Source organism: Aeromonas molluscorum 848 (assembly GCF_000388115.1).
Taxonomy (GTDB): Bacteria; Pseudomonadota; Gammaproteobacteria; order Enterobacterales; family Aeromonadaceae; genus Aeromonas; species Aeromonas molluscorum.
The window spans coordinates 1-23,806 of the sequence record NZ_AQGQ01000046.1 but is presented as its reverse complement, the minus strand read 5'-3'; the positions used below and the strand labels follow the sequence as shown (position 1 = coordinate 23,806).

Annotated in this window: 18 protein-coding genes and 1 pseudogene; 5 read left to right on the top strand and 14 right to left on the bottom strand. The window is 61.6% G+C overall.

The features are described from left to right. Positions 1-225 precede the first annotated feature (225 nt). Complete coding sequence (locus tag G113_RS08780) at positions 226-1,482, bottom strand: adenylosuccinate synthetase (RefSeq protein ID WP_005899134.1); 1,257 nt, start codon at positions 1,480-1,482, stop codon at positions 226-228. 147 nt (positions 1,483-1,629) lie between these two features. Here G113_RS08780 and G113_RS08775 point away from each other — a divergent pair, with 147 nt between their 5' ends. Next, positions 1,630-2,601 (top strand): LysR family transcriptional regulator, encoded by a 972-nt coding sequence (locus tag G113_RS08775; protein ID WP_005899133.1) that lies wholly within the window; start codon positions 1,630-1,632, stop codon positions 2,599-2,601. Positions 2,602-3,083: 482 nt separating this feature from the next. Here G113_RS08775 and G113_RS08770 read toward each other — a convergent pair whose 3' ends face one another. Beyond that, a complete protein-coding gene (locus tag G113_RS08770) occupies positions 3,084-4,022 on the bottom strand; it encodes a TAXI family TRAP transporter solute-binding subunit (RefSeq protein WP_005899131.1) in 939 nt (312 codons plus the stop codon). A gap of 48 nt (positions 4,023-4,070) precedes the next feature. Then, positions 4,071-5,213: a MalY/PatB family protein gene (locus G113_RS08765; RefSeq protein WP_005899129.1), complete on the bottom strand. Its 1,143-nt coding sequence runs from the start codon at positions 5,211-5,213 to the stop codon at positions 4,071-4,073. Positions 5,214-5,455: 242 nt separating this feature from the next. Here G113_RS08765 and G113_RS08760 point away from each other — a divergent pair, with 242 nt between their 5' ends. Beyond that, positions 5,456-6,628: an MFS transporter gene (locus G113_RS08760; protein ID WP_005899127.1), complete on the top strand. Its 1,173-nt coding sequence runs from the start codon at positions 5,456-5,458 to the stop codon at positions 6,626-6,628. Between the two features lie 139 nt (positions 6,629-6,767). On the opposite strand, the gene G113_RS08755 is transcribed toward G113_RS08760, so the two are convergent. Both G113_RS08755 and G113_RS08750 read right to left on the bottom strand, forming a co-directional pair. Then, on the bottom strand, positions 6,768-7,661 hold the full coding sequence (locus tag G113_RS08755) for a LysR family transcriptional regulator (protein WP_005899124.1): 894 nt from the start codon (positions 7,659-7,661) through the stop codon (positions 6,768-6,770). Positions 7,662-7,751: 90 nt separating this feature from the next. Continuing rightward, positions 7,752-8,507: a YciK family oxidoreductase gene (locus G113_RS08750; RefSeq protein ID WP_005899122.1), complete on the bottom strand. Its 756-nt coding sequence runs from the start codon at positions 8,505-8,507 to the stop codon at positions 7,752-7,754. A 345-nt stretch (positions 8,508-8,852) separates the two neighbouring features. Here G113_RS08750 and sohB point away from each other — a divergent pair, with 345 nt between their 5' ends. Next, the gene (gene sohB, locus G113_RS08745; protein ID WP_005899120.1) at positions 8,853-9,860 is read left to right on the top strand and encodes a protease SohB; all 1,008 of its coding nucleotides are present in this window, start codon (positions 8,853-8,855) and stop codon (positions 9,858-9,860) included. Between the two features lie 97 nt (positions 9,861-9,957). Here the strand turns inward: sohB and astB are convergent, their stop codons facing one another. Next, positions 9,958-11,295: an N-succinylarginine dihydrolase gene (gene astB / locus G113_RS08740; RefSeq protein ID WP_005899118.1), complete on the bottom strand. Its 1,338-nt coding sequence runs from the start codon at positions 11,293-11,295 to the stop codon at positions 9,958-9,960. A gap of 362 nt (positions 11,296-11,657) precedes the next feature. Here astB and topA point away from each other — a divergent pair, with 362 nt between their 5' ends. Both topA and G113_RS21485 read left to right on the top strand, forming a co-directional pair. Next, complete coding sequence (gene topA, locus G113_RS08735; RefSeq protein ID WP_005899117.1) at positions 11,658-14,279, top strand: type I DNA topoisomerase; 2,622 nt, start codon at positions 11,658-11,660, stop codon at positions 14,277-14,279. A 103-nt stretch (positions 14,280-14,382) separates the two neighbouring features. After that, positions 14,383-14,550, top strand: a complete 168-nt coding sequence (locus G113_RS21485; protein ID WP_005899115.1) for a hypothetical protein — start codon at positions 14,383-14,385, stop codon at positions 14,548-14,550. A gap of 47 nt (positions 14,551-14,597) precedes the next feature. On the opposite strand, the gene G113_RS08730 is transcribed toward G113_RS21485, so the two are convergent. The 8 genes and pseudogenes from G113_RS08730 to G113_RS08695 form a co-directional block, all read right to left on the bottom strand. Continuing rightward, a complete protein-coding gene (locus tag G113_RS08730) occupies positions 14,598-14,948 on the bottom strand; it encodes an MGMT family protein (RefSeq protein ID WP_005899113.1) in 351 nt (116 codons plus the stop codon). A gap of 113 nt (positions 14,949-15,061) precedes the next feature. Continuing rightward, positions 15,062-16,615 carry a methyl-accepting chemotaxis protein gene (locus G113_RS08725; protein WP_005899111.1) on the bottom strand — a complete coding sequence of 518 codons (1,554 nt, stop codon included), beginning with the start codon at positions 16,613-16,615 and terminating at the stop codon, positions 15,062-15,064. A gap of 227 nt (positions 16,616-16,842) precedes the next feature. After that, positions 16,843-18,711 (bottom strand): beta-N-acetylhexosaminidase, encoded by a 1,869-nt coding sequence (locus G113_RS08720; RefSeq protein WP_005899109.1) that lies wholly within the window; start codon positions 18,709-18,711, stop codon positions 16,843-16,845. Then, positions 18,696-19,595, bottom strand: a complete 900-nt coding sequence (locus G113_RS08715; RefSeq protein WP_005899106.1) for a BadF/BadG/BcrA/BcrD ATPase family protein — start codon at positions 19,593-19,595, stop codon at positions 18,696-18,698. The genes G113_RS08720 and G113_RS08715 overlap by 16 nt, the downstream gene beginning before the upstream one ends. Further along, positions 19,588-21,294 carry a glycoside hydrolase family 9 protein gene (locus tag G113_RS08710; protein WP_005899104.1) on the bottom strand — a complete coding sequence of 569 codons (1,707 nt, stop codon included), beginning with the start codon at positions 21,292-21,294 and terminating at the stop codon, positions 19,588-19,590. Before G113_RS08710 ends, G113_RS08715 begins: the two co-directional genes overlap by 8 nt. A 134-nt stretch (positions 21,295-21,428) precedes the next feature. Next, on the bottom strand, positions 21,429-22,421 hold the full coding sequence (locus G113_RS08705; protein ID WP_005899102.1) for an ABC transporter ATP-binding protein: 993 nt from the start codon (positions 22,419-22,421) through the stop codon (positions 21,429-21,431). Positions 22,422-22,431: 10 nt separating this feature from the next. Then, a complete protein-coding gene (locus G113_RS08700) occupies positions 22,432-23,463 on the bottom strand; it encodes an ABC transporter ATP-binding protein (RefSeq protein WP_005899100.1) in 1,032 nt (343 codons plus the stop codon). Beyond that, positions 23,460-23,806: pseudogene (locus G113_RS08695) on the bottom strand (ABC transporter permease); the annotation flags it as partial. The gene G113_RS08700 and the pseudogene G113_RS08695, both read right to left, overlap by 4 nt.

The following is a 23,806-nucleotide window of genomic DNA, read 5'->3' as shown; positions in this document are numbered from 1 at the left end:
GATGACGGGATCAGTCTAGCGGCGGGGGACAAGCCACATTCAACCATGCTGCTCAATATTGGATTTAAAAATGCCTATTTTGAGCCGAACTGCGCTTTGTGGGGAAAGGAGAGGGGTTGAGAGAGGGTTGGGGACGCCGCTGCGGTTGGTGGTGGGCGGCCATAAAAAAAACCGGCCTCATGGAGACCGGTTTTTATCTGCCTTAGCGGCAGCGATGCGAGCGGCTTAGCGCAGTATCATCTGCTCGCGGCCCGGGCCGACGGAGACCATGGGCACCGGCACACCCAGCAGGGCTTCGATGCGCAGCACATAGTGCTGGGCAGCCTTGGGCAAGTCTTCGAACTTGCGGATGTGGGAGATGTCTTCGCTCCAGGCTTCCATGGACTCGTACACCGGCTTCAGACCGGCGGTCTGCGGCCAGATCGGGTTCTCGGTGTTGGCACCTTCGTAGGCCACGCAGATCTTCAGATCCGGCATGCCGGAGAGGCAGTCCAGCTTGGTCAGGGCGATCTCGTTGGCGGCCTGGATCTCCAGACCCTGCTTGGTGGCAACGGCGTCGAAGTAGCCGATGTCACGGGGACGGCCGGTGGTGGCGCCGAACTCGTTGGCGAACTTGCGGAACTCTTCCTGGTTCTCCATGGCGGTGATCAGGGTGCCTGTACCCACAGAGGTACTGAACGCCTTGGCCACGGCAATCACGCGCTCGGGGCGCAGGGCCGGCAGGCCGCCACCGATGCCGGCGTAAGCGCCGGAAACGTGGGAAGAGGTCACCCAGGGATATTCGCCGTAGATGAGGTCACGGCCGGCGCCCAGCTGGGCTTCGAACAGCAGGGTGCCATTCTGGGCCTGGATGGCCTTGAGCGGCTCGCTGACGTTGCAGACGGCATCGATCCAGGGAGCGGACACTTCCAGCAGCCAGTCGGCCATCTCCTGGGCGGTCTGGCTGAACTCGAAGCTCGGGTAGAGGGCCTTGAGCTGCGGCAGCTTCCAGTCGAGGAAGAACTGGATGCGCTCGACCAGCACTTCAGGCTGTTTCAGCCAGCCGACCAGGATCGCTTTTTTCATGACCCGATCACCGTAAGCCGGGGCAATGCCCTGACGGGTGGAGCCATAGGCGCCATCACCCAGACGGACTTCTTCCAGGGTATCTTCCAGCGCATGGATCGGCAGGCAGAAGGTGGCACGATCTGAAATGGCCATCTTGGGATTGACGCCAGCAGCCTTTACTTCGGCCAGCTCGCGGGTCAGCGGCTCGGGGCTGATGACCATGCCAGGGCCAAGGACGACCAGGCACTCCGGGTTGAATACGCCACTCGGCAGCTGGTGCAGCTTGAAGGTGCCCAGGTCGTTGACGACGGTGTGGCCGGCGTTGTTGCCGCCCTGAAAACGGATGCTGGCGGCGGATTGGCCTGCCAGATAATCGACGATGCGGCCTTTGCCTTCATCACCCCAGTTAGCACCTACGACTACGATAGACGACATGTGACTTTCTCCTAAGACGTTAGGCGTTCATCCTAGGAGGCTAGTGAGGATTAGAAAAATTAATTATCTTTATAATTCCGATAAGAAAACCATATAATTGAGCTGTTTTTATCGACGGCCAGCCCCAGAGCCGCCTGGAGTCTTCTTATGCTGGATATTCACTGGCTCAATACCTTCGTTACTCTGGCTCGCTTGCAGCACTTTGGCCAGACGGCAACCGAACTGCACATGACTCAACCCAATGTCAGCCTGCATCTCAAGAATCTGGAGCAGGCGACCCGTGTCAGGCTGATAGAGCGCAGCCCATTTCGGCTGACTCAGGCCGGTGAGCGGTTGCTGCAAAGTGCCGAGCGCACCATCGCCGAACTGCAACTCTGTCAGGCCGATCTCAATGCCCTGGGCCAATTCAGCCAGGGCAAGCTGGCCATCGCCGCCAGCGACATCATCTCTCGCCTGTTGCTGATCCAGCCATTTCAACGTTTCAAACAGGCCTTCCCCGGCATCGATCTCACGCTGTTCAATACCACCTCGGATCAGGCCGCCGAGCTTGTCAAGGCCGGCAGGGCGGATCTGGGCTTCGTGATGGCGCAAAAGCGCAGCGAGCCGCTGTTCTACACCGAGTTGCAGCAGGTGACCTGGTGTGCGCTGGGTCAGGGGTTAAGCCGCTGGCAGGCCAGAGCCAAGGCGGGACAGAGCGATCCCCTGGATGAGCCGACGCTCATCTTGCTTGGTCATGACACTCGTACCCGGGCACTGATCGATCCCTCCTTGTCGCTATTGGGACTGCCATCCTGTCGCATCATGGAGGTGGGCAGCGTGGATGCTCAGCTCGACTGGGCGGAGGCGGGGTTCGGGGTGGCCATAGTGCCGGATTTCTCCCTGCACCCGCGCCTCAAGTTGACGGCGCCGGTCACCGAATTGCACGACTTCCCCAGCACCAGTCTGGGGTATGTGGTGCGCCAGAACCAGGTGCTGTCCCGGGCTATCAAGCAGCTATTGCACTGGGTCGAGGAGGAGATACAGCGTCCTCACCCCTATCTCGGCCTGGAGCTGGCCCTGAGTGAGCAGGTCAAGGAGGGGCACGTCAAGGAAGAGGATCCCAAGGTCAAGGGGACGTAAGGAAGCAAGGGGGGCTTGGTGGCGACGGGCCGCGGGATCACCTGGCCAATGCATCACATTCGAATGAGGGGGTGTCAGCCCTTCGTGACAAGGGCCGCCCGGAGGTGGCCCTTGTTCTTATCCATGGCTGTTTTACCCGGCTGCCGGGCCTGCCAGTTCAAGGGGTGGGCTGAGCCGCCGATGCCGGTTGAATGGCGTCGCTCACCGCCGGCTCCGGGCTGGTTGGTGCTGGCTCGGTTGCAACTGATCCCGAGGCGGGTTGCTGCGGCTCTGTGCCTGGCCCATCTGGGGGCGGGAGGGCGGATTCGGTGGCCGGTGCCACCGACACGGCGCCTTCAGGCTGGATTGAGACAGCTGCGGAGACGATAGCCTCGGGGGCGGGCTCTGTGGCAGCCGCAGTCGACGCCTCCAACCCGGGCTGCAGTGATTCTGGCATCAGGCCTGGCAAGGCGCCGGGCTCGATTGCCGCAGGAGCATTGGCGTCATCGAGCATGGCGGCATGGGGTGGAGCCGGGGTGGGCGACCCTCATGCTCTCCTGGGTGAGATCGATCAGAGCCGGATGCAGGCGGGTGAACTGCTTGAGCCGTGCGTCCATGACCCGTCGCAGTTGATGGACCGTCTCGGCAGGCAAGGTATCGAGGGCCACCAGGTCCGCATATACCGTGACGGTGGGCAGCGAGATAGTCTGACCTGGGTAGAGGTTGGCCGCGATGCGACCATGCTCGTAATAGGTTGAGCCTTTAATCAGTTGATCGATCTTGGCATCCTCAATGGCAATCAAGCGTGCCTTGCAGCGCCCGGTCAGATCCGAGATAACCTGACTCGGTTGACCCGCGACCACGAAGGCGGCATCCAGGGTGCCATCACACAAACCTTGCAGTCGGTCGGGCCCCTGTGTGACCTGGCCGCTGAAATCCTTGTCCTGCCAACCCATGGCTTCAATAATGGCCATGATGGTGATCCTGTCCCCCCCGTTGGCACTGCCAAGATCGACCTTCTTACCCACCAGATCCCCCAGGCTGCTGATGCCGCTCTTCTCGCCGACCAGCAGGGCGACCGATTCTCGATGAAGCCGGTAGAGGGTGCGTAGTGAAGCATCGGGCTGCTGATCCGCGAAGGGACCCGTGCCGTGCACCGCGTGATAGAGCACATCGGATTGCACCAGGGCGAGTTGGCTTTTGTTACTTGCCAGATCGCGCAGATTGGCGAGTGATCCCTTGGTGCTCTGCACACTGCAATGCAAGTTATGTTGCGCGCTCTCTTCATTGAGCAGGCGACAGAGGGCACCACCGACAGGGTAATAGACGCCGGTGAGGGCTCCGGTGCTGATGGTGAGGTAGCGGTCAGCGGGCTGGGCGTTTGCCCCCCAGCACAGCAAGACAAGCAGGGGGGCGAGCAGGGTGGATATTCGTGGGCGCATAGATAACCAATCAGGAAAAAGGGGATGGGCCGCCTGGGCCCATCAAAATTATTTGGGCAGCTTGAGTATGGCTTGTTCCATGCGCGCCAGCGCTTTGACAAGCAGCGCCTTGGTGCAGCCAAAGTTGAGGCGCACGAAGTCGCCATCGCCGAACTGGGCGCCGGGGGAGAGGCCGACGCCTGCCTGCTCGAAGAAGGCGATGGGGTTATCCAGGCCCAGGGCACCCACATCTATCCAGGCAAGGTAGGTGGCCTGGTTGCGTGCCATGCTGACGCCGGGCCAGCGGGCGACGGCCTGCTCGATCAACATCATGTTGTCACGCAGATAGTCCAGCTGCGCCTGGAGCCAGGCCTCGCCTCCCTCATAAGCAGCCTCGGCCGCCACGAAACCAAGCAGGTTGACGTCGGCACTGATGCCGCGCATTGCCTGTTGCAGCTTGAGGCGCAGCCGGGCATTGGGCACTACGGCAAAGGAGCAGCAGAGGCCAGCAATATTGAAAGTCTTGCTCGGTGCCATCATGACGGCGCTGCGCTGGGCGGCCTCAGCACTGATGGCGCCATAGGGAATGTGCCTGGCATCCTTGTCCAGCAGCAGGTCACAGTGGATCTCGTCCGAGCAGACCACCAGATTATGGCGTTCGGCGATGGCGTCTATGGTTGCCAGCTCTTCGCGGGTGAAGATGGTGCCACCCGGGTTTTGCGGGTTGCACAGCAGCAGCAGGTCTGCCGAGGGTGCCTGGCGCTCCAGCTCTTCGATGTCGAGCAGCCAGCGGCCATCCTGTTCCACCATGGGCACCGTCAACAGAGGCCTGTCATTGAACCCCGGCGCCTGCAAGAAGGGGTAGTAGACCGGCTTGGGAGTGATGATGCCGCGCCCGTGCTGGCTCCAGGCCTTGCAGGCCAGATTGAGACCTGGCACCACGCCGGGCAGGAACACCAGCCATTCGGCCTCTATCTGCCAGCCATAGCGCTCACTCAAGCGCGCCATGATGAGTTCAATCAGACGAGGGGAGGGGCGCGAGTAACCAAAAATACCGTGGGCGACCCGCTCGGTCAGCGCCGAGAGCACGCAAGGGGGAGAGACGAAGTCGGTATCCGCGACCCACATGGGCAGCACGTCCTGGCCCTTGTATTTGTCCCACTTCAGGCTCATGGTGCCGCTACGGTCAATTTCCCTGTCAAAATCAAACATCTTCCATCCTTTTTCTGGCCAAATAGTCGTGGCGCCTGGGCATTGCCGGTCTGCCCGCCCCAGGCACCTGAGGTGCGGGAGCGGGCGGCCATGATGGCGAGTGCCGCCTGGCGACATGGCCTCTCAATGTACGGTGTCCGTGGGGGAGTCGCAAGCCTTGAGCTGGCTCTTGATAGTGTCATAAAATAGCCGCCGTCATGCTGTGCATCCGCACCTCCTTCCTCCAATTTGGTGATAGCCCTATGAAATCCCTGACTGCGGTCATCAAGCGCCCGGATCCTGTCTCTTTGTCGTTTCTGGCCGTCACCTTCATGACGGGGGTGGCGGTCGCCCTGCAGGTCCCCACGTTGAGCCTGTTTCTGGCCGAGGAGGTGCAGGTGCGGCCCTTCCTGGTGGGACTCTTCTACACGGTCAATGCCCTGGTTGGCATCCTCATCAGTCAATGGCTTGGTCACCGATCTGACAGCAAGGGAGATCGCAAAACCCTGATCCTGCGCTGCTGCGCCGCCGGTATGGCACTCTCGCTGCTGTTTGCCTGGAACCGCAACTATTGGCTGCTGGTCAGCCTTGGCGTGCTGCTGGCCAGCCTGGCGGCCACCGCCAGCCCGCAGCTGTTCGCCCTGGCACGGGAGCATGCGGATCGCCAGCAAAAGCGCGCCGACATGTTCAGCTCCGTGATGCGGGCCCAGTTCTCCCTGGCCTGGGTGATAGGGCCACCCATGGCGTTCGCACTGGCCATCGGTTATGGCTTCGAAGTGATGTACCTCGCCTCCGCCTTGGCCTATCTGATTTGCGGCCTGGTGGTATGGCGCTGGCTGCCCTCATTGCCACTGCCGATGAGAGATGAGGCGGCTCCCAAGGTCAGCAGCTGGCGGGATCCCTCGGTGCGGGCGCTGTTCATCGCCTCCACCCTGATGTGGACCTGCAACAGCATGTATCTCATCAATATGCCGCTCTACATTACCCGCGAGTTGGGATTGGACGAGAAGCTGGCCGGGATCTTGATGGGCACGGCGGCGGCGCTGGAGATCCCCTTCATGCTGCTGGCTGGCTACTACACGCGCCGATTTGGCAAGAGGCCCATGATGCTGGTGGCGGTGTTGGCCGGGGTTGGTTTCTACATCGGTCTGGTGACACTCTCGAGCCAGCAGGCGCTGATCGCACTGCAACTGTTCAATGCCATCTTCATCGGCATCATCGCCGGCATCGGCATGTCCTACTTTCAGGACTTGATGCCGGGCCGGGCCGGCGTGGCAACCACCTTGTTCGCCAACAGCATTCGTACCGGTTCCATCTTGGCGGGGGCCATCGCCGGCATAGTGGCCGAGCTGTGGAGTTTTCACGGTGTCTTCATGGTGGCGCTGACACTTGCCATGCTGGCCTTGGCCGCCTGCTGGCGGGTGCCCAATGTTTGAGGGAGCCCGGCCTGTGGCCTGGGGCATCAATCGAAAAAAACCGAGACCCGCCCTGTGCGGGTTTTTTATTGGCTGGCAGGGCGAGGGGGGTAATCCTGGGGGGGACTGGGGGCGCAAATTCAGGAGACTGGCGGTAACCTCAGTAGCCCGGGGTCTTATCGGTATGCTGGTACTCATCGCGTAGACAGCGCAGCAGCAATTCGGTGGCCGGGCCTAGGGAGTCCGGACTCATGGTCAGCAGGTAGGTATAGAGGTGGCGTTCGCTTCCCCCTTCCAGGGTCAGCGCGACCAGCGACCCATCGGCCAGGGCAGCGTTGGCCAGGTGGCGTGGCAGCCAACCGTAGCCGAGTCCTTGCTGCAGCAGTGCGATCGCCTCCTGATAGTGAGTGACTTTCCAGCCGGTATCATCGGCGTCATTCCAGTCCACCGAGCGATGAATGGGAGGATGCAGGCCTATCTGGTTATGGTTGGCCAGTTTATCCAGGGGCAGGGGGGCAGGCTCGCAGGCCAGGGGATGAGTGGGGGCGCACAGCGGCAACAGACTGACCTCGTCCAGGGGCAGGCCGGTGCGGTCGCTTGGCAGGTGCTCCGAGATCATCAGATCCCCCAGCTGCAAGGCATTGAAGTGGCAATGTACTCGCTCATGCAGATTGATGCGGCAACCCCGACTGCGCGGGTAGAAGCGGGCCAGGGCGCGATAGAGCCGTTCTCTGGGTTGCAAGGTGCTGATATAGAGGTTTATCTGGGGTTCCCACTGGCGTTCCAGGTTGTCGGCCAGGTTTTCGAGGTCTTCTACCTGCAGGCTGAGTTGGCGGGCACGCTTGAGGAAGATCTCTCCCGCCGGCGTCAGCACCGCTTTGCGGCCACGCACCTCCAGCAGCGCCACCCCCAGACTCTGCTGCAGCTTGGCCACCGCATGGTTGAGGGAGGACTGGCTCTTGTTCAGCACCTCGGCCGCCTGGGCATAACCGCCACAGTCGACCACGGCCTGAAAGATACGCCACTGCTCGAAGGTACTCTTGGGACGAAACATGACTCACCTGCTGGTTATTCTGCACCAAGCCCGTATCAACGGACTCTAATAACACTAACTGCTGTTGGCGGAGCGGGCCTGCTTTTGTGGTTATTTGGGTTGGGCAACGAAGGTCTGGCCCGTCTTGCCCTGGCTGTCAGCGCCCATCAGATAGAGATAAAGCGGCATGAGGTCGGCCGGCGTCTTGAGCGCCATGGCATCTTCGGCCGGGAAGGCACTGGCCCGCATCTTGGTGCGGGTACCACCCGGGTTGATGCTGTTGACGCGCACCCCGGTGTTTTCCAGCTCATCGGCCAGTACTTCCATCATGCCTTCGACCGCGAATTTGGAGATGGCGTAGCTGCCCCAGTAAGCGCGGCCCTTGCGGCCCACGCTTGACGAGGTGTAGAGCAGGGACGCCTCGCCGTGTTGCTTGGCTGTCTGGCGCACCAGCGGCAGCAGCGCCTGAGTCAGCAGGAACTCGGACTTGACGTTGACCTGCATCACCTCGTCCCACTCCTTTTCCTGGATGTGTTCGAAGGGCGACAGGGTACCAAGCAGACCCGCATTGAACAGAACGCCATCAAGGCGACCAAACTGCTCGGCGAACGTCTCGGCCATGCCACGGTAATGGCTGGCGGTAGCCCCCTTCAGATCGACCGGGGCTATGGCAGGCAAGGGGTGACCCGCGGCTTCAATCTGGTCATAGACGGCTTCGAGCTTGGCGACGGTGCGGCCGAGCAGTATGACGGTGGCGCCATGGGCTGCGAAGGTCAGTGCCGCTTCCCGGCCAATGCCATCGCCAGCACCCGTCACCAGAATGACTTTGTTGTTGAGCAAGGTGGCGGGGGCCTGATAATCGAGCATGACGACTCCTTTGATACTGTGCGGTTGACCATGCCGATTGACCACTCCTGTTGAGCAATCGGCTGGTGTTATCCGGGCAAGTGTACTGAGGGGGTTGGCGGTTTGACCAGTGCGGCAGGGTAAAAATGTGAAGAAAACGAGGCGCTTGCCAGTAAATAACCGCAAGAAAAGCTGGCAATGGCCCTATTTATGCACGGTTTTTCACACCTTCCCCTGAGGTAAACCTGGTGTCAAGGACGTGGCCAGCCCCCCGTGTTGCTCCGTCTGGAGGCTGGTGACAGCCTTTGCGCCCTTTGGGCAAACTCCCTAGAATGGAAAAAATTTTCACTCTCAACGGAGTTCTCTGTGGCATTTCTGAGCGAATACGGCCTGTTTCTGGCCAAGACACTCACCTTCTTGCTGGCCATCGGTGCCCTGATCCTGATGTTGGTCAGCGCGCGCCACCCCAAGTCCCGCAAGGGCGAGCTGGTGATAAGGGATCTCTCCGCCGAGCTGGAGCAGACCCAGAACCGCTTGCGAACCTCTCTGGCTGGCAAGCAGGAGCGCAAACAGCTCGAAAAGCAGCAAAAAGAGCGCAGCAAGCAGCGTGGCAAGCAGGGGGATGAGCGGCGTCGTCTGTTCGTGATGGACTTTCATGGCAGCATGGATGCCAGGGAGGTTGCCTCCCTGCGGGAAGAGGTGAGCGCCGTGATCGGCGTCGCCCAGCCTGGTGACGAGGTGTTGCTGCGTCTTGAGTCCGGCGGCGGCGTGGTGCACGGTTATGGCCTGGCAGCCTCCCAGTTGCAGCGACTGCGCGACAAGCAGATCACCCTGACGGTGGCCATCGACAAGGTGGCGGCTAGCGGTGGCTACATGATGGCCTGCGTGGCTGACAGGATACTGGCGGCTCCCTTTGCCATCGTCGGCTCCATCGGCGTGGTGGCTCAGATGCCCAATTTCAATAAGCTGCTGAAAAAGCACGACATTGAATTCGAGATGCACACCGCAGGCGAGTACAAGCGCACCATCACCATGTTCGGCGAGAATGACGAATCTGGCAGGGAGAAGTTTCGCGAGGAGCTGGGGGCCATCCATGAGCAGTTCAAAGATTTCGTGGCCGCCCATCGCCCGGCCCTTGACATAGACAAGGTCACCACCGGGGAGCACTGGCTCGCCGGCCATGCCAAGGATCTCGGGTTGGTGGATGAGCTCTGTACCAGCGATGACTACCTGCTGCGCCGTGCCGAGGAGCGGCATCTGGTCGGATTGTGTTTCCAAAAGCCCAAGTCTTTGACCCAGAAACTGGGCCAGCAGGGGGCTCTGGGGCTGGTTCAGGGGCTGGAGCGGCTCTGGCAGCAGAGTCCCTGGCGCTAATGCGCGAAGCAGGCTGGCGCTAGCATGCACCCATACAAAAAGGCCGGACACTTGTCCGGCCTTTTTCGTTGACGGCTTGGCTCAAGCCCCTGGCGGCTTAGCGCTGGAAGGGGTAGACGGAGCCGAGTTTGAGGATCTGGGTCAGCTCATCAAGGGCGGTGCGGGACTCTTGCACCAGGGCGGGATCGCGCAGGTCATCCAGGGCCAGGCTGTCGCGGTAGTGCTTCTCGACCCAGGCATCGAGGCGGGCAAACTGACCCTCATTGATGAGGCAGGCCGGGTTGACCGCCGCCAGCTCGGCGTCGTTCATGGCAACCCGCAGTCGCAGGCAGGCGGGGCCGCCACCGTTACGCATGCTCTGCTTCACATCCATGAAGTGCACCTGCTTGATGGGGGTGCCCAGGGTTAGCAGCTTGCTCAGGTAGGCGGAGACGGCCGGATTGTCGCGGCACTCTGTGGGGGCGATGATCGCCATCTCGCCGGAGGGCAGGGTCAGGACCTGGGTGTTGAACAGATAGGATTTCACCGCATCTTGTACCGACACCTCGGCAGTGAGTACTTCGATAAAGTGCAGCTCGCCCTCGCCAAATTTGGTGCGTACCTCGGCCAGCGCCGCTTCGGTATGGAGGAAAGCCTGCTGGTGGAAGAAGAGCACATTCTGGTTGCCTACCGCGATCACGTCGTTATGAAATACCCCCTGATCGATCACCTCCGGATTCTGCTGGATGAAGACGGCGGTCTCCTCACCGAGGCCATGGAGGCGGGCGACGGCTTGACTCGCTTCCAGAGTCTGGCGAGCCGGATAGCGTTTGGGCGCAGGCTGGGATACGTCAAAGGCGCTGCGGCCATAGACGAACAACTCGACGCCCGCCTCGCCATAGGCGCGGCACAGGCGTGTGTGGTTGGCTGCGCCCTCGTCGCCGAAGTGATCATTGTCCGGCAGGTGGCTGTGGTGACAGAAGTGACGATCCCCCGGGAAGACGGCGCGCAGAATGCGCCCTGTCACGTCGGGCTCGAGGGAGCGATGGAATTTGTTGGTCAGGTTGGCCGGGGTGAAGTGGATGCGGCCATCCTGGGTGTCGGCGCTCGGCGAGACGGTGGCGGCGTTGGCGGTCCACATGCTGGAGGCGGAGAAACAGGCGGCCAGCACGGCGGGGGCCTGACGGGCGGCCTGCTCCAGCACCCGGGCATCGGATCCGGTGAAGCCAAGGCGGCGCAGGGTGGCGAGATCCGGCCGCTCCTGGGGCGCCAGTACCCCTTGAGTCATGCCAAGCTCCGTCAGCGCCTTCATCTTGCGCAGTCCCTGTTTGGCCGCTTCCTTCGGATTGGACGCCTCCTTGGCGTTGCTCTGGGAGGCGACGTTGCCATAGGAGAGGCCGGCGTAGTTGTGGGTCGGGCCAACCAGGCCGTCGAAGTTAACCTCGAAGTGCTTCATCAAAGTACATCCTTTCGATTTTTATATGGGTAGCGGTTCCTTCCGCGCACAAAGCTGCGGGATGCGGCCATTATAAAGAGATTTTGTCTGTTGTAACAAGCTGATAACGAAAGTGCTTTGTTATGTTACGAGGGCGGTTTGTTATGTTGTTTCGGATATAAAAAATGGGGATGAACGGCATAAAAATGAAAAAGCGGTTGCGTCCGGCGGCTCGGCTTCGCATTAATAAATAAAGAAGCGATGCGGTTAGCCATGGTAAGCAAAGTTGTCGCCAAGATTGCTTTTTGGCGTCAAATCTCTTATACAGCCCCACAAAACCGCACACCAACCCCGACGGGTGCAACGAGGATAAAAGTTACAGCATGGGCAAATCACTGGTCATCGTAGAGTCTCCGGCCAAGGCCAAGACCATTAATAAATACTTGGGTAAAGACTACGTGGTGAAATCCAGCGTCGGTCATATCCGCGACCTGCCGACCAGCGGCAGTGCCAGCAGCGAACCCAAGAAACCCGTTATTCGCGGCATCAAGCTCAGCGAATCCGAGAAGGCGGCCAAGGATCGTAATGCCTTGTTTGCCCGCATGGGGATCAATCCGACCAATGGCTGGCAGGCTAACTACCAGATTTTGCCCGGCAAAGAGAAAGTCGTCAGTGAACTGCAGAGTCTCGCCGCCAAGGCCGATACCATCTATCTCGCAACCGACTTGGATAGAGAGGGAGAGGCGATTGCATGGCACCTGCGCGAGATCATCGGCGGTGACGAGAGTCGCTACAAGCGAGTGGTGTTCAACGAGATCACCAAGAGCGCCATCCAGGAGGCATTTTCCCAGCCGTCCGAGCTGAACATGCACAGGGTCAATGCCCAGCAGGCCCGACGCTTCCTGGATCGGGTGGTTGGTTACATGGTCTCCCCGCTTTTGTGGAAAAAGCTGGCTCGTGGCCTCTCCGCAGGCCGGGTACAGTCCGTGGCCGTGCGTCTCATCGTCGACAAGGAGCGCGAGATCAAGGCGTTCGTGCCAGTGGAATTCTGGGACTTGCATGCCGATTTGATGACTGCCGGGGATGAATCCCTGCGCATGGAAGTGCTCAGCCGCAATGGCGCCGACTTCAAGCCGGTGACCAGGGCCGAGACCGATGCCGCTCTGGCCGCCCTGAACGGGGTCGAATACAAGGTCATCAGCCGCGAAGACAAGCCGACCGGCTCCAAGCCCTCAGCCCCCTTCATCACCTCTACCTTGCAGCAGGCTGCCTCGACTCGCCTGGGCTTTGGGGTGAAGAAGACCATGATGATGGCTCAGCGTCTCTATGAAGCGGGTTACATCACCTACATGCGTACCGACTCAACCAACCTCAGCAAAGAGGCGGTCGAGGCGGTGCGCGAGTACATCACGACCCAGTACGGCGCCCCTTATCTGCCAAGCGAGCCGAATCACTATGGCTCCAAAGCCGGGGCCCAGGAGGCGCACGAGGCGATCCGTCCCTCCAATGTCACTCTGACTACCAGCGAGCTGGAAGGGATGGAGTCGGACGCCGTGCGGCTCTATGACCTCATCTGGCGCCAGTTTGTCGCCTGTCAGATGACCCCGGCCCAGTACGATGCCTCGACCCTGACCGTCAAGGCCGGTGAGTTCGAGCTGAAAGCCCGTGGCCGTATTCTGCGCTTTGCCGGTTGGACCAAGGCAATGCCGCCGATGGGCCGCAAGGGTGAAGATACCCAGTTGCCGGCCGTGACTGTCGGTGAGGCCTTGAAGCTTATCAAGCTGGATCCCCGTCAGCACTTCACCAAGCCGCCCGCCCGCTTCACCGAAGCGGCCCTGGTGCGCGAGCTGGAAAAACGCGGTATTGGCCGCCCGTCTACCTATGCCTCCATCATCTCCACCATAGTGGACAGGGGCTATGTGCGGGTCGAGAGCCGCCGTTTCTTCGCCGAGAAGATGGGTGAGATAGTCACCGATCGCCTGGTGGAGAACTTCGTCGAGCTGATGAACTACGAGTTCACCGCCAAGATGGAGAACAAGCTAGATGAGGTCGCTCAGGGGGAGCAGGAGTGGAAGGACGTACTCGATGCCTTCTTCGCCGAGTTCACCGAGGAGTTGGCCAAGGCGGACAAACCCCATGAAGAGGGGGGCATGCGCGCCAACCAGATGGTGCTGACCGACATCGACTGCCCGGATTGTGGCCGCAAGATGGGGATACGCACCGCCACGACGGGGGTCTTCCTCGGTTGCTCCGGTTACGCCCTGCCGCCCAAAGAGCGCTGCAAGAAGACCATCAACCTGGTCTCGGCGGACGAGTTCGTCTCCGCGGCCGATGGTGAAGAGGCCGAAACCGAGGCACTGCGCGCCAAGCACCGTTGCGGCGTTTGCGGCACCGCCATGGATGCCTACATCATCGACGAGACCCGCAAACTGCACGTCTGTGGCCGCAACCCGGACTGTGAGGGTTATGAAATTGAGAAGGGCCAGTTCAAGCTCAAGGGCTACGAAGGGCCCAGCATAGATTGCGACCGTTGTGGCAGCGAAATGCAGCTCAAGAACGGCCGTTTCGGCAAGTACATGGGCTGTACAAACGAGACCTGTAAAAACACTCGCAAGATCTTGAAAAACGGCGACATTGCACCGCCAAAAGAAGATCCTGTGCCGCTGCCAGAGCTCAAGTGCACTCAGTCCGATGCGTACTTTGTGCTCCGTGATGGCGCGGCGGGCCTCTTCCTCGCGGCCAGCAACTTCCCGAAATCCCGGGAGACGCGGGCACCGCTGGTGGAGGAGCTCAAACGCTTCAAAGAGCGGCTCTCGCCCAAGCACCAGTACCTGGCCGATGCCCCGGCGTCAGATCCTGACGGTAACGCATCCATCGTCCGCTTCAGTCGCAAGACCAAGGAGCAGTACGTGATGACGGAGGTGAACGGCAAGGCGACAGGCTGGACGGCCCACTACGACAATGGCAAATGGCAGGAGAGTCTGGCCAAGGCCAAGAAGGCCTGATCCCTCAATGCCGATAGGCCCCGCATAACGCGGGGCCTTTTTCGTTTATGGGGATATACTGCAAAAGCTGCAAGGTAGCGGCAGGCAAGACAAGGAGTCGAAGATGGATATCAACGAGATCCGGCCAGGCATGAGCTGTCTGACGCGAGAGGGGATTGGCTATGTGCTGGAGGTCGACCGGCAGAGCCAGCTGGTGTTGTTGCAGCGAGAGGCGGAAACCATACCCGTCCAGGTTCGCAGCGACGAGATCCTCTCATCTCGCGAGGGATGAGCCCTGTAAAATGGCTCGTCCTGAGCGCCACCTCATCGCAATGGGCCCTAAAAGGGGATCAAAAACAGCAGCTCGGCCAGATCGGGCTGCCATTGCCACTCCTTCATCCTGACCCGCCCACCCATCACTGGCACCCCCTCCTGCTGCAGGCGCCCCGTCTGCTCGTCAAAACCCACCGACCCCTTGGGCAGGGAGAGCTTGCCCCCGGCGCCCAGCACGCGATGCCAGGGTAGGGTTTTCTGAGTCTCTCTGAGTACCTTGCCAACCAGACGAGCCCGGCCCGGCAAACCGGCGAGATCCGCCACCTGACCATAGCTTGCCACCCGACCGGCCGGTATCAGCGCCAGTATGGCTTCTATCCTGGCCTGCTTGGTGAGCCCGGTTTCCGTTTCTTGCATGGCGGTGCATTCCCCATAACGACAAAGGCGCCATTGTGGCGTCTTTGTCGTTGGCTGGGCAAGTGTGACAAAGGCTCGGTCTTGGTGGCGCCTTTGTCGTCATGGGAGCATGTTCAGCCGAAGGTCTCGCTCAGTCCTTTGAGCTGGCTGGACTGGTTGAGCAGTGCCTGACTTACCTCATCGACCTCGCGCATTTTGTGGCTGTTGTGCTGTGAGTGTTCGGAGATCGCATTGATGTTGCGGCTGATCTCTTCGACCACGGCTTGCTGCTGCTCGGCGGCTGCCGCTATCTGGGCCCCGCAGGCACTGACCTGCTCTATCTCTTCCAGCACCTGATGCAGGCTGCTCGAGCCCTGGCGGGTCAACTCGGCGCAGGTCCGGGTCTGCTGCAAGTTGGTCTGCATCATCTCCTGCCAGTGCTTCAGGGTTTGCTGGATTTGATTGATGCTGCCCTGGATCTGCTCGGTTGCTTTGTGGGTGCGGGTGGAGAGGGTGCGTACCTCGTCGGCCACCACGGCGAAGCCGCGACCCTGCTCACCGGCGCGGGCGGCCTCGATGGCGGCGTTGAGAGCCAGCAGGTTGGTCTGATCGGCAATGCCCTGGATCTCGCTCATCAGGGTACCGATCCGCGCCGACTCCTCGGCCAGACTCACGGCCGCCTGATAAGCTTGCTCGGCCTGATCGGTCAGGGTGGTTATCTGGTGCTCGGTCTGGGTGAGCTGGTCATCGGTCTGCAGGCATCGGCTGCGGGCCTCGTCCACCTGACCGTGGGAATCCTGGATGTTGCGAGCTATCTCTTGGGCCGTACTGGCCATCTGGGTCATGGCGGCCGCCATCTGCTGGGTCTGGGCATCCTGCTCGATGATGGCACTGCAGGCCTGACCCGAGGCGAGCTTGAGGGAGTGCGCGAGTTGCTGCAGCGGCTGGGTGGCATCATTGACCCGGCCCAGTACGGTATTGAGCCGCGCCTCGCCCATCTTGAGGTGGAAATCGGCAATGGCCGCCGCCTCCCCGCCCGAATAGACCTGGCGGGTCAGGCTGTCATAGTCGCGGCGCAGCCCGCGCAGATAGCGACGGGTGCCGATCAACTCATCGCGATAGAGGAGACCGAGCAGCAGCAAGGGCAGCAGCATCAACAGCATCGCCGTGACCCCGGCCATTTGCCAGGCCAGCCACATCAGGGCCGCGAGGCCAGCCAGCGCCAGCCAGGGCCGCAGGCTGGTAAAGGAGACTCTTATTGTCTTTGCGCCCTGTTCCGCTTGGCGCAGGGTGCGGTAGATGACGCTGGCCCGCTGGATCAGGGCAGGGGTGGGTTTGCAGCGAACCGACTGGTAGCCGCTGATCTTGCCCTCCTGATAGAGGGGGGTGACGTAGGCATCGACCCAGTAGTAGCGGCCATCCTGGCAACGGTTCTTAACCATGCCGCGCCAGGGCTTGCCCGCCTTGAGTTGCTGCCAGAGATCGGCGAAGGCGGCCTTGGGCATCTCGGGGTGGCGTACCAGATTGTGGTGCTGACCAATCAGCTGCTCCTGGGTATAACCGGCGACCTCGCAGAAGTGCGGATTGGCATAGGTGATCACCCCGCGCAAGTCCGTGATGGAGACGAGCTGGACCGAGGCGGGGAAGCTCACTTCCTGGTCGATCAGGGGAGCCGGTTGGCTGGACATGGGAGAGTTCCTTTCGTATGGGGCGAACGGTATTACTGATATCGGCGTCAATTGAGATAGGTTAATGGCTATTTAGGCGTAGTGCAGAAAAAAGTGGATAATATGTATCCATATGGCACGTTAAAAACCGTGCGAAGTGTATGTCTTTTGATGCAGGGAAGTAAATAAGAGGTTGGTGACGGGATAAAAAAAGGCGGCCGCGCAGACCGCCAAACAGAGTGACAACATTACCTTTGCGGTGTCCGGTAGCGCACCTGCTGCTGGTCGAGTATCGCCAGTTGACCGGGCAACCGGGCACAGAAGTGCGCCCAATCCTTGTCACTCGGCAGACTCCAGGCGACTTCCGCCGTGGCCAGCATGCGTGGGAACAGCATATAGTCGAGTCGGTCACGGGTATGGACCAGCTCGGACCACAGGGGACTCAGTACCCCCAGGATGTTATCGTTGGCATGGAAATCGGCTGGGGCAGGGTCACAGGAGTAGACCTGCTCCAGATTGGGTGTGCCTGCCCAGTAGAGGCCAGGTTCGTCAATGTTGTCGTTGCAGGCGAGATCCAGATAGAGGTACTGGGCGGCGGCCATCAGCACAGGATAACCCTGACTGGCGGCGTCCAAGCCCGCCTGGAAGCTGGTCCAGGCGCAGATGATGGCCTCTTTGCCAACCTTGTCCCCTTGCAACACCTCCTCCCAACCCACCATCTGCCGCCCCTTGGCTGCGAGATAGTCCTGGCAGTGGCGCAGCAGGTGACCCTGCAATTCTCGGATGTCCCGATAGCCCTGCTGCTGCATCAGCGCCTGACAGGCCGGGCTGTCGGTCCAGACCCCGTGGGGCACTTCATCGCCCCCCATGTGCACCAGTGTGCTCGGGAACAGCTCGCACACCTCATCCATTACCTGATTGAGGAACTGATAGGTGCCGGGCAGCGCCGGGTTGAGCACGTTGTCGTCAAAAAATTGCACCGACAGATAGCGGGAGTGATCACTCGGCTCGACGAGCAGGTCGGGCAGCGCCTTGATGGCGGCATGACAGTGACCGGGGATGTCGATCTCCGGGATCACCTCGATGCCGAGGTTCGCTGCGTATTGAACCAGATCGCGGGCCTCTGCCTGGCTGTAGAAACCGCCGTAGCGCGCCGCGCCGCCACTGAGTTGGGGGCCGACGGCCAAGCCATGGCCACGCCAGGCGCCCACCTCGGTCAGGGCCGGGAAGGCCTTGATCTCGAGGCGCCAGCCCTCGTCATCGGTCAGATGCCAGTGGAAGCGGTTGAACTTGTAGAGACTCATCTGCTTGAGCAGGCGCTTGAGGCTCGCCATCGACTGGAAGTGACGGCCACAATCGAGATGAATGACTCTCAGATTAAAGCGCGGCTCATCCTCGATCTCGATGCAGGGCAGGCTCTCGCCATGCTGCAGATACCATTGAGCCAGACTGACCAGGCCATGACGCCAGCCCGCAGGCCCAGCGGCGGCAATCTCGACCCCTTGAGGCGTGATGTGCAAGCGATAGGCTTCATCGGCCAGGCTGGCGTGCAGCAGGGTTATCTCGGCGTCGTGATCCTGCTCCAGGGCCAGGGAGGTCAGTTCGTTGAAATGGCCAAGCAAGGTCGTGAGATTGCCCGGCCCCTTGACATGGGCACGCTCGGCGAGACGAAAGTAGCTGCCCTCAACGCGCACCAGGCGGCGGGGCTGGGGCACTATGCCGTGCTCGCTGTCGACCTCGGCCAGTTCCGGCTGCGTGGCGGCGGGGGATTCGAGGCCAAGCTCCTGGCTGGCCACTGTGACGGGGATGATCTGCGGGCCATCCTGGGATTCGGGCAGACTGAGGAAGAAACCCTGCGGCATGTCGGTGAGGTGTTTGAATGCCGTCTTGCGACAGCACAGTGCCAGCTGCCGACTCCCCGAGTGGGGGGCTATCACCTTGTATGTGCCGCTCTGGTGGATGAGTTCTCCCCCCTGCAAGCTACTGGCGTCTACCTGACGACCGAGGCAGAAGTGCAGCTGCCAGGGTTCGTTCGGCAGCCTGTCCAGGGTCAACAAGATCCAGATGTCCTCATCATCGCGGCGTTCGACGGCAATGGTGATCAGGGGTGTAGACATGGCAGTTCCTTCCGTTTCGCAAAGAGGATGGCGCCTTCCAGGGCGTCCGCCTGCGGGGTGACAAGGGGAAGGTGGCCGAGGCGAGGGCGGAGCCGCTCCCCTATGCCACCGAGCAGGGCGACCTGACTGGCACCTTGTGCCAGCATGCCGCCAATCAGGGTCTCGAGCTGATCCCGGGTTTCACTCAGCAGGGCCTGGGCGAGGGAGTCCTCGTCCGTTGCCGCATCGAATACCCAGGGGGCGAAGCGGCCATAGTCGGCCGGTATCGCCTGGGCCGCCCAACGAACCAGCGCCGCCTGATCCCGTCCGAAGTGGTCGAGCAGGCGCACCGCCAGCAGACTGGGGGCCAGAATGCCATCGTGGCAGAGCAGGGATTGCTGGATGGCCCGCAGGCCCAGCCAGGCACCGCTGCCGAGGTCCGAGATGGGGAAACCGCGCCCCGAGCAGGTGCGAATGCGGCCTCCCTGAAAAATGAGTCCGACCGAGCCGGTGCCGGCGATGAGGATGGCCCCCTCGCCGCCCCCAAAGGCGCCCAGACAAGCGCCAAAGGCATCCGATGTCAGCCTGGTCTCGGCAAAGGGCAGGGGTTGGGCCAGGAAGTCGCGATAGCAGCTCTCAAGCTCGGCGGAGGCCAGCGCCAATCCGGCGCTCATCCGGGCCAGGGCCGAGTCTGGCAGCTGGGCCGCCGTCATGGCATCACGCACCGCTCCCAGCACATGGCGCTGGGCCAGATCGATACCGAGTTCCAGATTGGAGCCGGGAGCACGGCCCTCACCGAGCAGCTCGCCTTTCTGGTTTCGAATGCGAGCCCGGGTATGGGTGCCGCCGCCATCGACGCCGACCCAGTAGGCGATGTTGTCGGGCAACGCAGGGTGCTTAGTCATGGCGAGCCTCCTGCCAGCAGATCGCCAGGGCAAACCAGGCGCCATGAGGGATCCACTGTTCGCCCCAGCGCCAGTTCTGATCCAGGCGATCCTTGTATTCATCCGGGATGAAGGCGACCTCGGCCTCATCCTCGAAACCCGAGGTGATGCCGTTGCAGATACCGCCAGGGGCGCTGGGATAGCCCGCCGTGTAGCCCGGGTTCTTGATGCCATGGCCGATGAGCATGCAGGCATCGAAGGGGTTGAGCCCCAGGATCCAGTCCAGTTGCCGTTGGCCGTGGGCGTCGAGGGATGCAGCCAAATCCGGCAGCCGGGCGGCGGCGGCAAAGGCCGCGGCGGCCAGGGATGCCAGCCGGGCGTTCTCCCCCTGCCACCAGTAACCTGATTCATTGTGATGGGGCATGAAGAAGCTGACTCTCGCCGCTTCATTGACCCCTTTCACATACTGGCGGGCGAGGGCGAAGGGGTTGCCGGGACGCCCGGTCAGGGCCAGCTCGGCGAGCAGGGCCTGGCGCACGATGATCTCGGCCCTGGCGATGCGGTTTGGGTCTGTCTCCAGCGCCAGGTATTCGAGCAGGGCCAGCACCGGCAGACCGGCTTCGGCGGCGTGGTAGTAAGGGCGCGAGCCATCTTGGTTCGCGCTCCAGTAGTGGCCAAGTTCGTCGTGGGGGCGCAAGCGGGCTCCGAGCCGCTCGGCCCAATGGCGGGCCTCGGCCCGCCACTCATCCCCGAAGCTGTGCGTCAGCTCGACGGCGGCCAAGAGGGCGCAATACTCATCAATGATGTTCTCCTGGCCATCATCCAGATAAGCAAGATTGTGCTCGCGCAGGTGCAGGTAACCGCGCCGGGCCGCCTCGCCATACTCGGCTTGTGCGAAGTCACCACTTACAGCAGCGCGGGCGGCGCGGGCAAGGGCGGCGATGGCCAGCCCCCCCCCTTGGCGAAACCCCGCCTGCCAGCTGTCGGACTTGAGTCCCTGTTGCGTGGCATAGGCGCACAGCTCGCGCTGGTTGATGTCCTTGCTCCATTTGTCAAACAGCGTCATGTAGAAGAAGCCGGATTCATCCTGCATGCGGCACAGGAAGTCGGCGCCATGCAACCCCTCATCTTCGAGGCGCTTACCCAGATTGCGGCTGTCGATGTCACTGCGCCTGCCCAGCAGCTCGCGGCTGCGCAGCAGACTCCAGACCACCAAGGGGGTCTGCTGGGGATTGAGGTAGTTGGCGTAGGAGAGGTGGCTTAGGTACTTGCTGACATCGCCGCTGGCGTCATACCAGCCGCCGTGCACGTCACGGCGCAGCTCGCTGCCGAGCAGGGGCGCGGCCCTGTCGGCCTTGTCATATTGGCCGCTGCAACGCTGGCCCTTGAAGTAGTGAATGACGTCAGACAAGCAGTGCTGGGTCAGTAACCGCTCACCCAGCCGAAAGCGCGCTGAGCGCACTATGCCATGGGCCGTGATCACCTCGAGCCGGTAGTCGCCGGCCTGGGTGACTGCGCTGAAGTCGATGGCCCAGAAGGCCCGTTGCTGCCAGCCGGGGACGCTGACCTCTTCATTGAGCTGTGCCTCAAACAGGGCAGGGCCGCCGGTCAGCTGCAGCAATCGTGCCAGGCCCCCCTGGATATGACCGGGGCGGGTCTGCAGCAATGCCTGCTTGCGGCCCTGACACTCGTAACCCACCTGATTGACTAGCAGTTCCATCGATACCTCAACATTCGGGGAAGGGCGCAGAGGGGGATGGGCTGCGCAGGCATGAGGTCATCCTCGCTCCGCGACCCTGTCGGACTCTGTGCCTGACTAAAAAGCGGGGCGGCCCAAGGCCGCCCCGTTTGGGCTTATTCGTGCAGGTAGCAGCGCACGAAGTGATTGTCTGCAAGCCGGGTGACCGGCGGCATGGCTTCCTTGCAGCGTGTCATGACCTGGTTGCAGCGCCCGGCGAAGGGGCAGCCATAGGATTCCGGCGTCCAGAGCGGTATCTCTCCCTTGCGTCCCCCTTCCAGCTCGGCATGGATGCTCTTCTCGGGGTCGGGCACCGCCGAGATGAGCAACTGGGTATAGGGGTGCTGGGGATGGTGCAGTATCTCGTCCACCTCACCCCACTCCACCATGTGACCCACGTACATCACCGCCAGGTCTTCCGCCACGTAGCGGGCGGTGGCGATGTCATGGGTGATGTAGAGCATGGAGACGCCGAGCTCGTTCTTCATCTGCTCCATCAGGTTGAGGATACCGATGCGGATAGATACATCGAGCATGGAGGTGGGTTCGTCGGCGAGCACCACCTCGGCTTCCACTGCCAGGTTGCGGGCGATATTGACCCGTTGGCGCTGGCCGCCGGAGAGCTGGTGAGGGTACTTGGCCGCCGTTGCCTTGGCCGGGGTCAGCCCTACCTTCTCCAGCAGGTTGTGCACCATGTCGGGCAGATCTTTCTTGTCGATCACCTTGCTGTGCAGCAGCAGGGGGCGGGCGATGTGGTGGTAAATGGTGTGGGTCGGGTTGAGCGAACCAAACGGGTCTTGCCACACCATCTGTACGCTCTGGCGGTAGTCGAGCAGGGCGGTGCCCTTGTTGAACTCCTCCAGGTCTCGGCCACGGTAGAGAATGCGGCCACTGGAGAGCTTGTACATCTTGGCGATGATCTTGGCGATGGTGCTCTTGCCCGAGCCCGACTCACCCACCACGGCCAGAGCCCGGCCCTTGTGCAGGTTGAAGGTGATGTCGGAGAGCGCCCGCATCTTGCCACTCTTGATGGCATTGGAGTTGACTGAGAAGTCTTTGTAGAGATGCTCGACCTTGATGATGGGAGCCTGGGTATCGGCGATATGCATGGAAGACTCCTTAACAGCCAGCGGCCTGAGCGAAGATCAAAGGTTCGGATGCCAGCTCGTCATCGGCCAGGCCGTCGGCGTAGAGATGGCAGGCGGCTTGTTGGCCGGGGCGGATTTCGGCCAGGGCGGTGTACTCCTGGCGGCAACGATCGTGCACCTTGGCGCAGCGTGCCTGGAAACGGCAGCCGACGGGCACTTCCAGCAGGTTGAGCGGGGTGCCGGGTATCCCTTCCAGCACGGTTTTCGGGCCGTGCAGGGGCGGGAAGGAGTTGCCCAGCCCCCGGGTATAGGGGTGCAGGGGCGCAGTCAGGATCGCCTTGGAAGGGGCGACTTCGATCAACTCTCCGGCGTACATGATGCCGATGCGATCGCAGAACTCGACCATGAGCGAGAGATCGTGAGTGATGAACAGGATGGAGAAGTTGAACTTCTCCTTGAGGGCATAGACCTTCTGCAAGATCTCCCGCTGCACCACCACGTCCAGGGCCGTGGTCGGCTCATCCATGATCAAGAGCTCTGGGTTGAGCGCCATGGCGATGGCGATCACCAGCCGTTGGCGCATGCCGCCCGAGAACTGGTGCGGATAATCCTTGAGCCGGCTCGGATGGATGTCGACGATGGCGAGCAGCTCCTGGGCACGCTTGATCGCCTCATAGCGGGTCAGACCCGGGTTGTGGGCGATCAGTACGTCGCAGAACTGCTCTTCCATGCGCAACACCGGATTGAGCGCGTTCATGGCGGACTGGAACACCACGCTCGCCTGACGCCAGCGGTAACTGCGCAGCCGCTCGTCGTCAAAATGGAGGATGTTCTCGCCCTTGAACAGGATCTCGCCCCCACTGATATACGCGGGCGGCTTGTGCAGCCGGGCTACCGAGAAGGCGACCGTGGACTTGCCACAGCCGGACTCACCGGCGAGGCCGAACACCTCCCCCGGCATGATGTCAAAGCTGACCGAGTTGACGGCGCGCACGTCGCCGCTCTCGGTGATGTAGTCGACGCACAGCTCGCGCACCGACAGCAGGGGTTGTTGCGATTTCATGCTGTCTTCTCCTGAGCGGTGATGACCGGGGCCGGGACGGCCAGCTGTTTCCAGCGACGCAACCCCTTGTGGGAGCGCAGCTGCGGGTTGGCTATCTCATCAATGGCGAAGTTGAGCAGGGCCAGGCCCGCTCCCAGCGCGGCGATTGCGAAGCAGGGGGCCAGTATTTCCCACCAGGCGCCAACCAGGATGGCACTGGAGGTCTGGGCGTTGTAGAGCATGATGCCCCAGCTGACCACGGTCGGATCGCCCAGCCCCAGGAACTCCAGAGTCGCCTCGGTGACGATGGCGTAGATGATGGAACCGATGAAGCTCACCCCTATGATGGAGATGAGGTTGGGCA

What these genes read in the sequence shown, in the direction of transcription:
- G113_RS08720 (WP_005899109.1), bottom strand. Translation starts at nt 18,711, where the DNA reads ATGTCTACACCCCTGATCACCATTGCCGTCGAACGCCGCGATGATGAG.
- astB (WP_005899118.1), bottom strand. Translation starts at nt 11,295, where the DNA reads ATGAAGCACTTCGAGGTTAACTTCGACGGCCTGGTTGGCCCGACCCAC.
- G113_RS08725 (WP_005899111.1), bottom strand. Translation starts at nt 16,615, where the DNA reads ATGTCCAGCCAACCGGCTCCCCTGATCGACCAGGAAGTGAGCTTCCCC.
- G113_RS08730 (WP_005899113.1), bottom strand. Translation starts at nt 14,948, where the DNA reads ATGCAAGAAACGGAAACCGGGCTCACCAAGCAGGCCAGGATAGAAGCC.
- G113_RS08705 (WP_005899102.1), bottom strand. Translation starts at nt 22,421, where the DNA reads ATGCATATCGCCGATACCCAGGCTCCCATCATCAAGGTCGAGCATCTC.
- G113_RS08700 (WP_005899100.1), bottom strand. Translation starts at nt 23,463, where the DNA reads ATGAAATCGCAACAACCCCTGCTGTCGGTGCGCGAGCTGTGCGTCGAC.
- G113_RS08710 (WP_005899104.1), bottom strand. Translation starts at nt 21,294, where the DNA reads ATGGAACTGCTAGTCAATCAGGTGGGTTACGAGTGTCAGGGCCGCAAG.
- G113_RS08770 (WP_005899131.1), bottom strand. Translation starts at nt 4,022, where the DNA reads ATGCGCCCACGAATATCCACCCTGCTCGCCCCCCTGCTTGTCTTGCTG.
- G113_RS08750 (WP_005899122.1), bottom strand. Translation starts at nt 8,507, where the DNA reads ATGCTCGATTATCAGGCCCCCGCCACCTTGCTCAACAACAAAGTCATT.
- topA (WP_005899117.1), top strand. Translation starts at nt 11,658, where the DNA reads ATGGGCAAATCACTGGTCATCGTAGAGTCTCCGGCCAAGGCCAAGACC.
- G113_RS08765 (WP_005899129.1), bottom strand. Translation starts at nt 5,213, where the DNA reads ATGTTTGATTTTGACAGGGAAATTGACCGTAGCGGCACCATGAGCCTG.
- G113_RS08715 (WP_005899106.1), bottom strand. Translation starts at nt 19,595, where the DNA reads ATGACTAAGCACCCTGCGTTGCCCGACAACATCGCCTACTGGGTCGGC.
- G113_RS08760 (WP_005899127.1), top strand. Translation starts at nt 5,456, where the DNA reads ATGAAATCCCTGACTGCGGTCATCAAGCGCCCGGATCCTGTCTCTTTG.
- G113_RS08755 (WP_005899124.1), bottom strand. Translation starts at nt 7,661, where the DNA reads ATGTTTCGTCCCAAGAGTACCTTCGAGCAGTGGCGTATCTTTCAGGCC.
- G113_RS08780 (WP_005899134.1), bottom strand. Translation starts at nt 1,482, where the DNA reads ATGTCGTCTATCGTAGTCGTAGGTGCTAACTGGGGTGATGAAGGCAAA.
- G113_RS08775 (WP_005899133.1), top strand. Translation starts at nt 1,630, where the DNA reads ATGCTGGATATTCACTGGCTCAATACCTTCGTTACTCTGGCTCGCTTG.
- G113_RS21485 (WP_005899115.1), top strand. Translation starts at nt 14,383, where the DNA reads ATGGATATCAACGAGATCCGGCCAGGCATGAGCTGTCTGACGCGAGAG.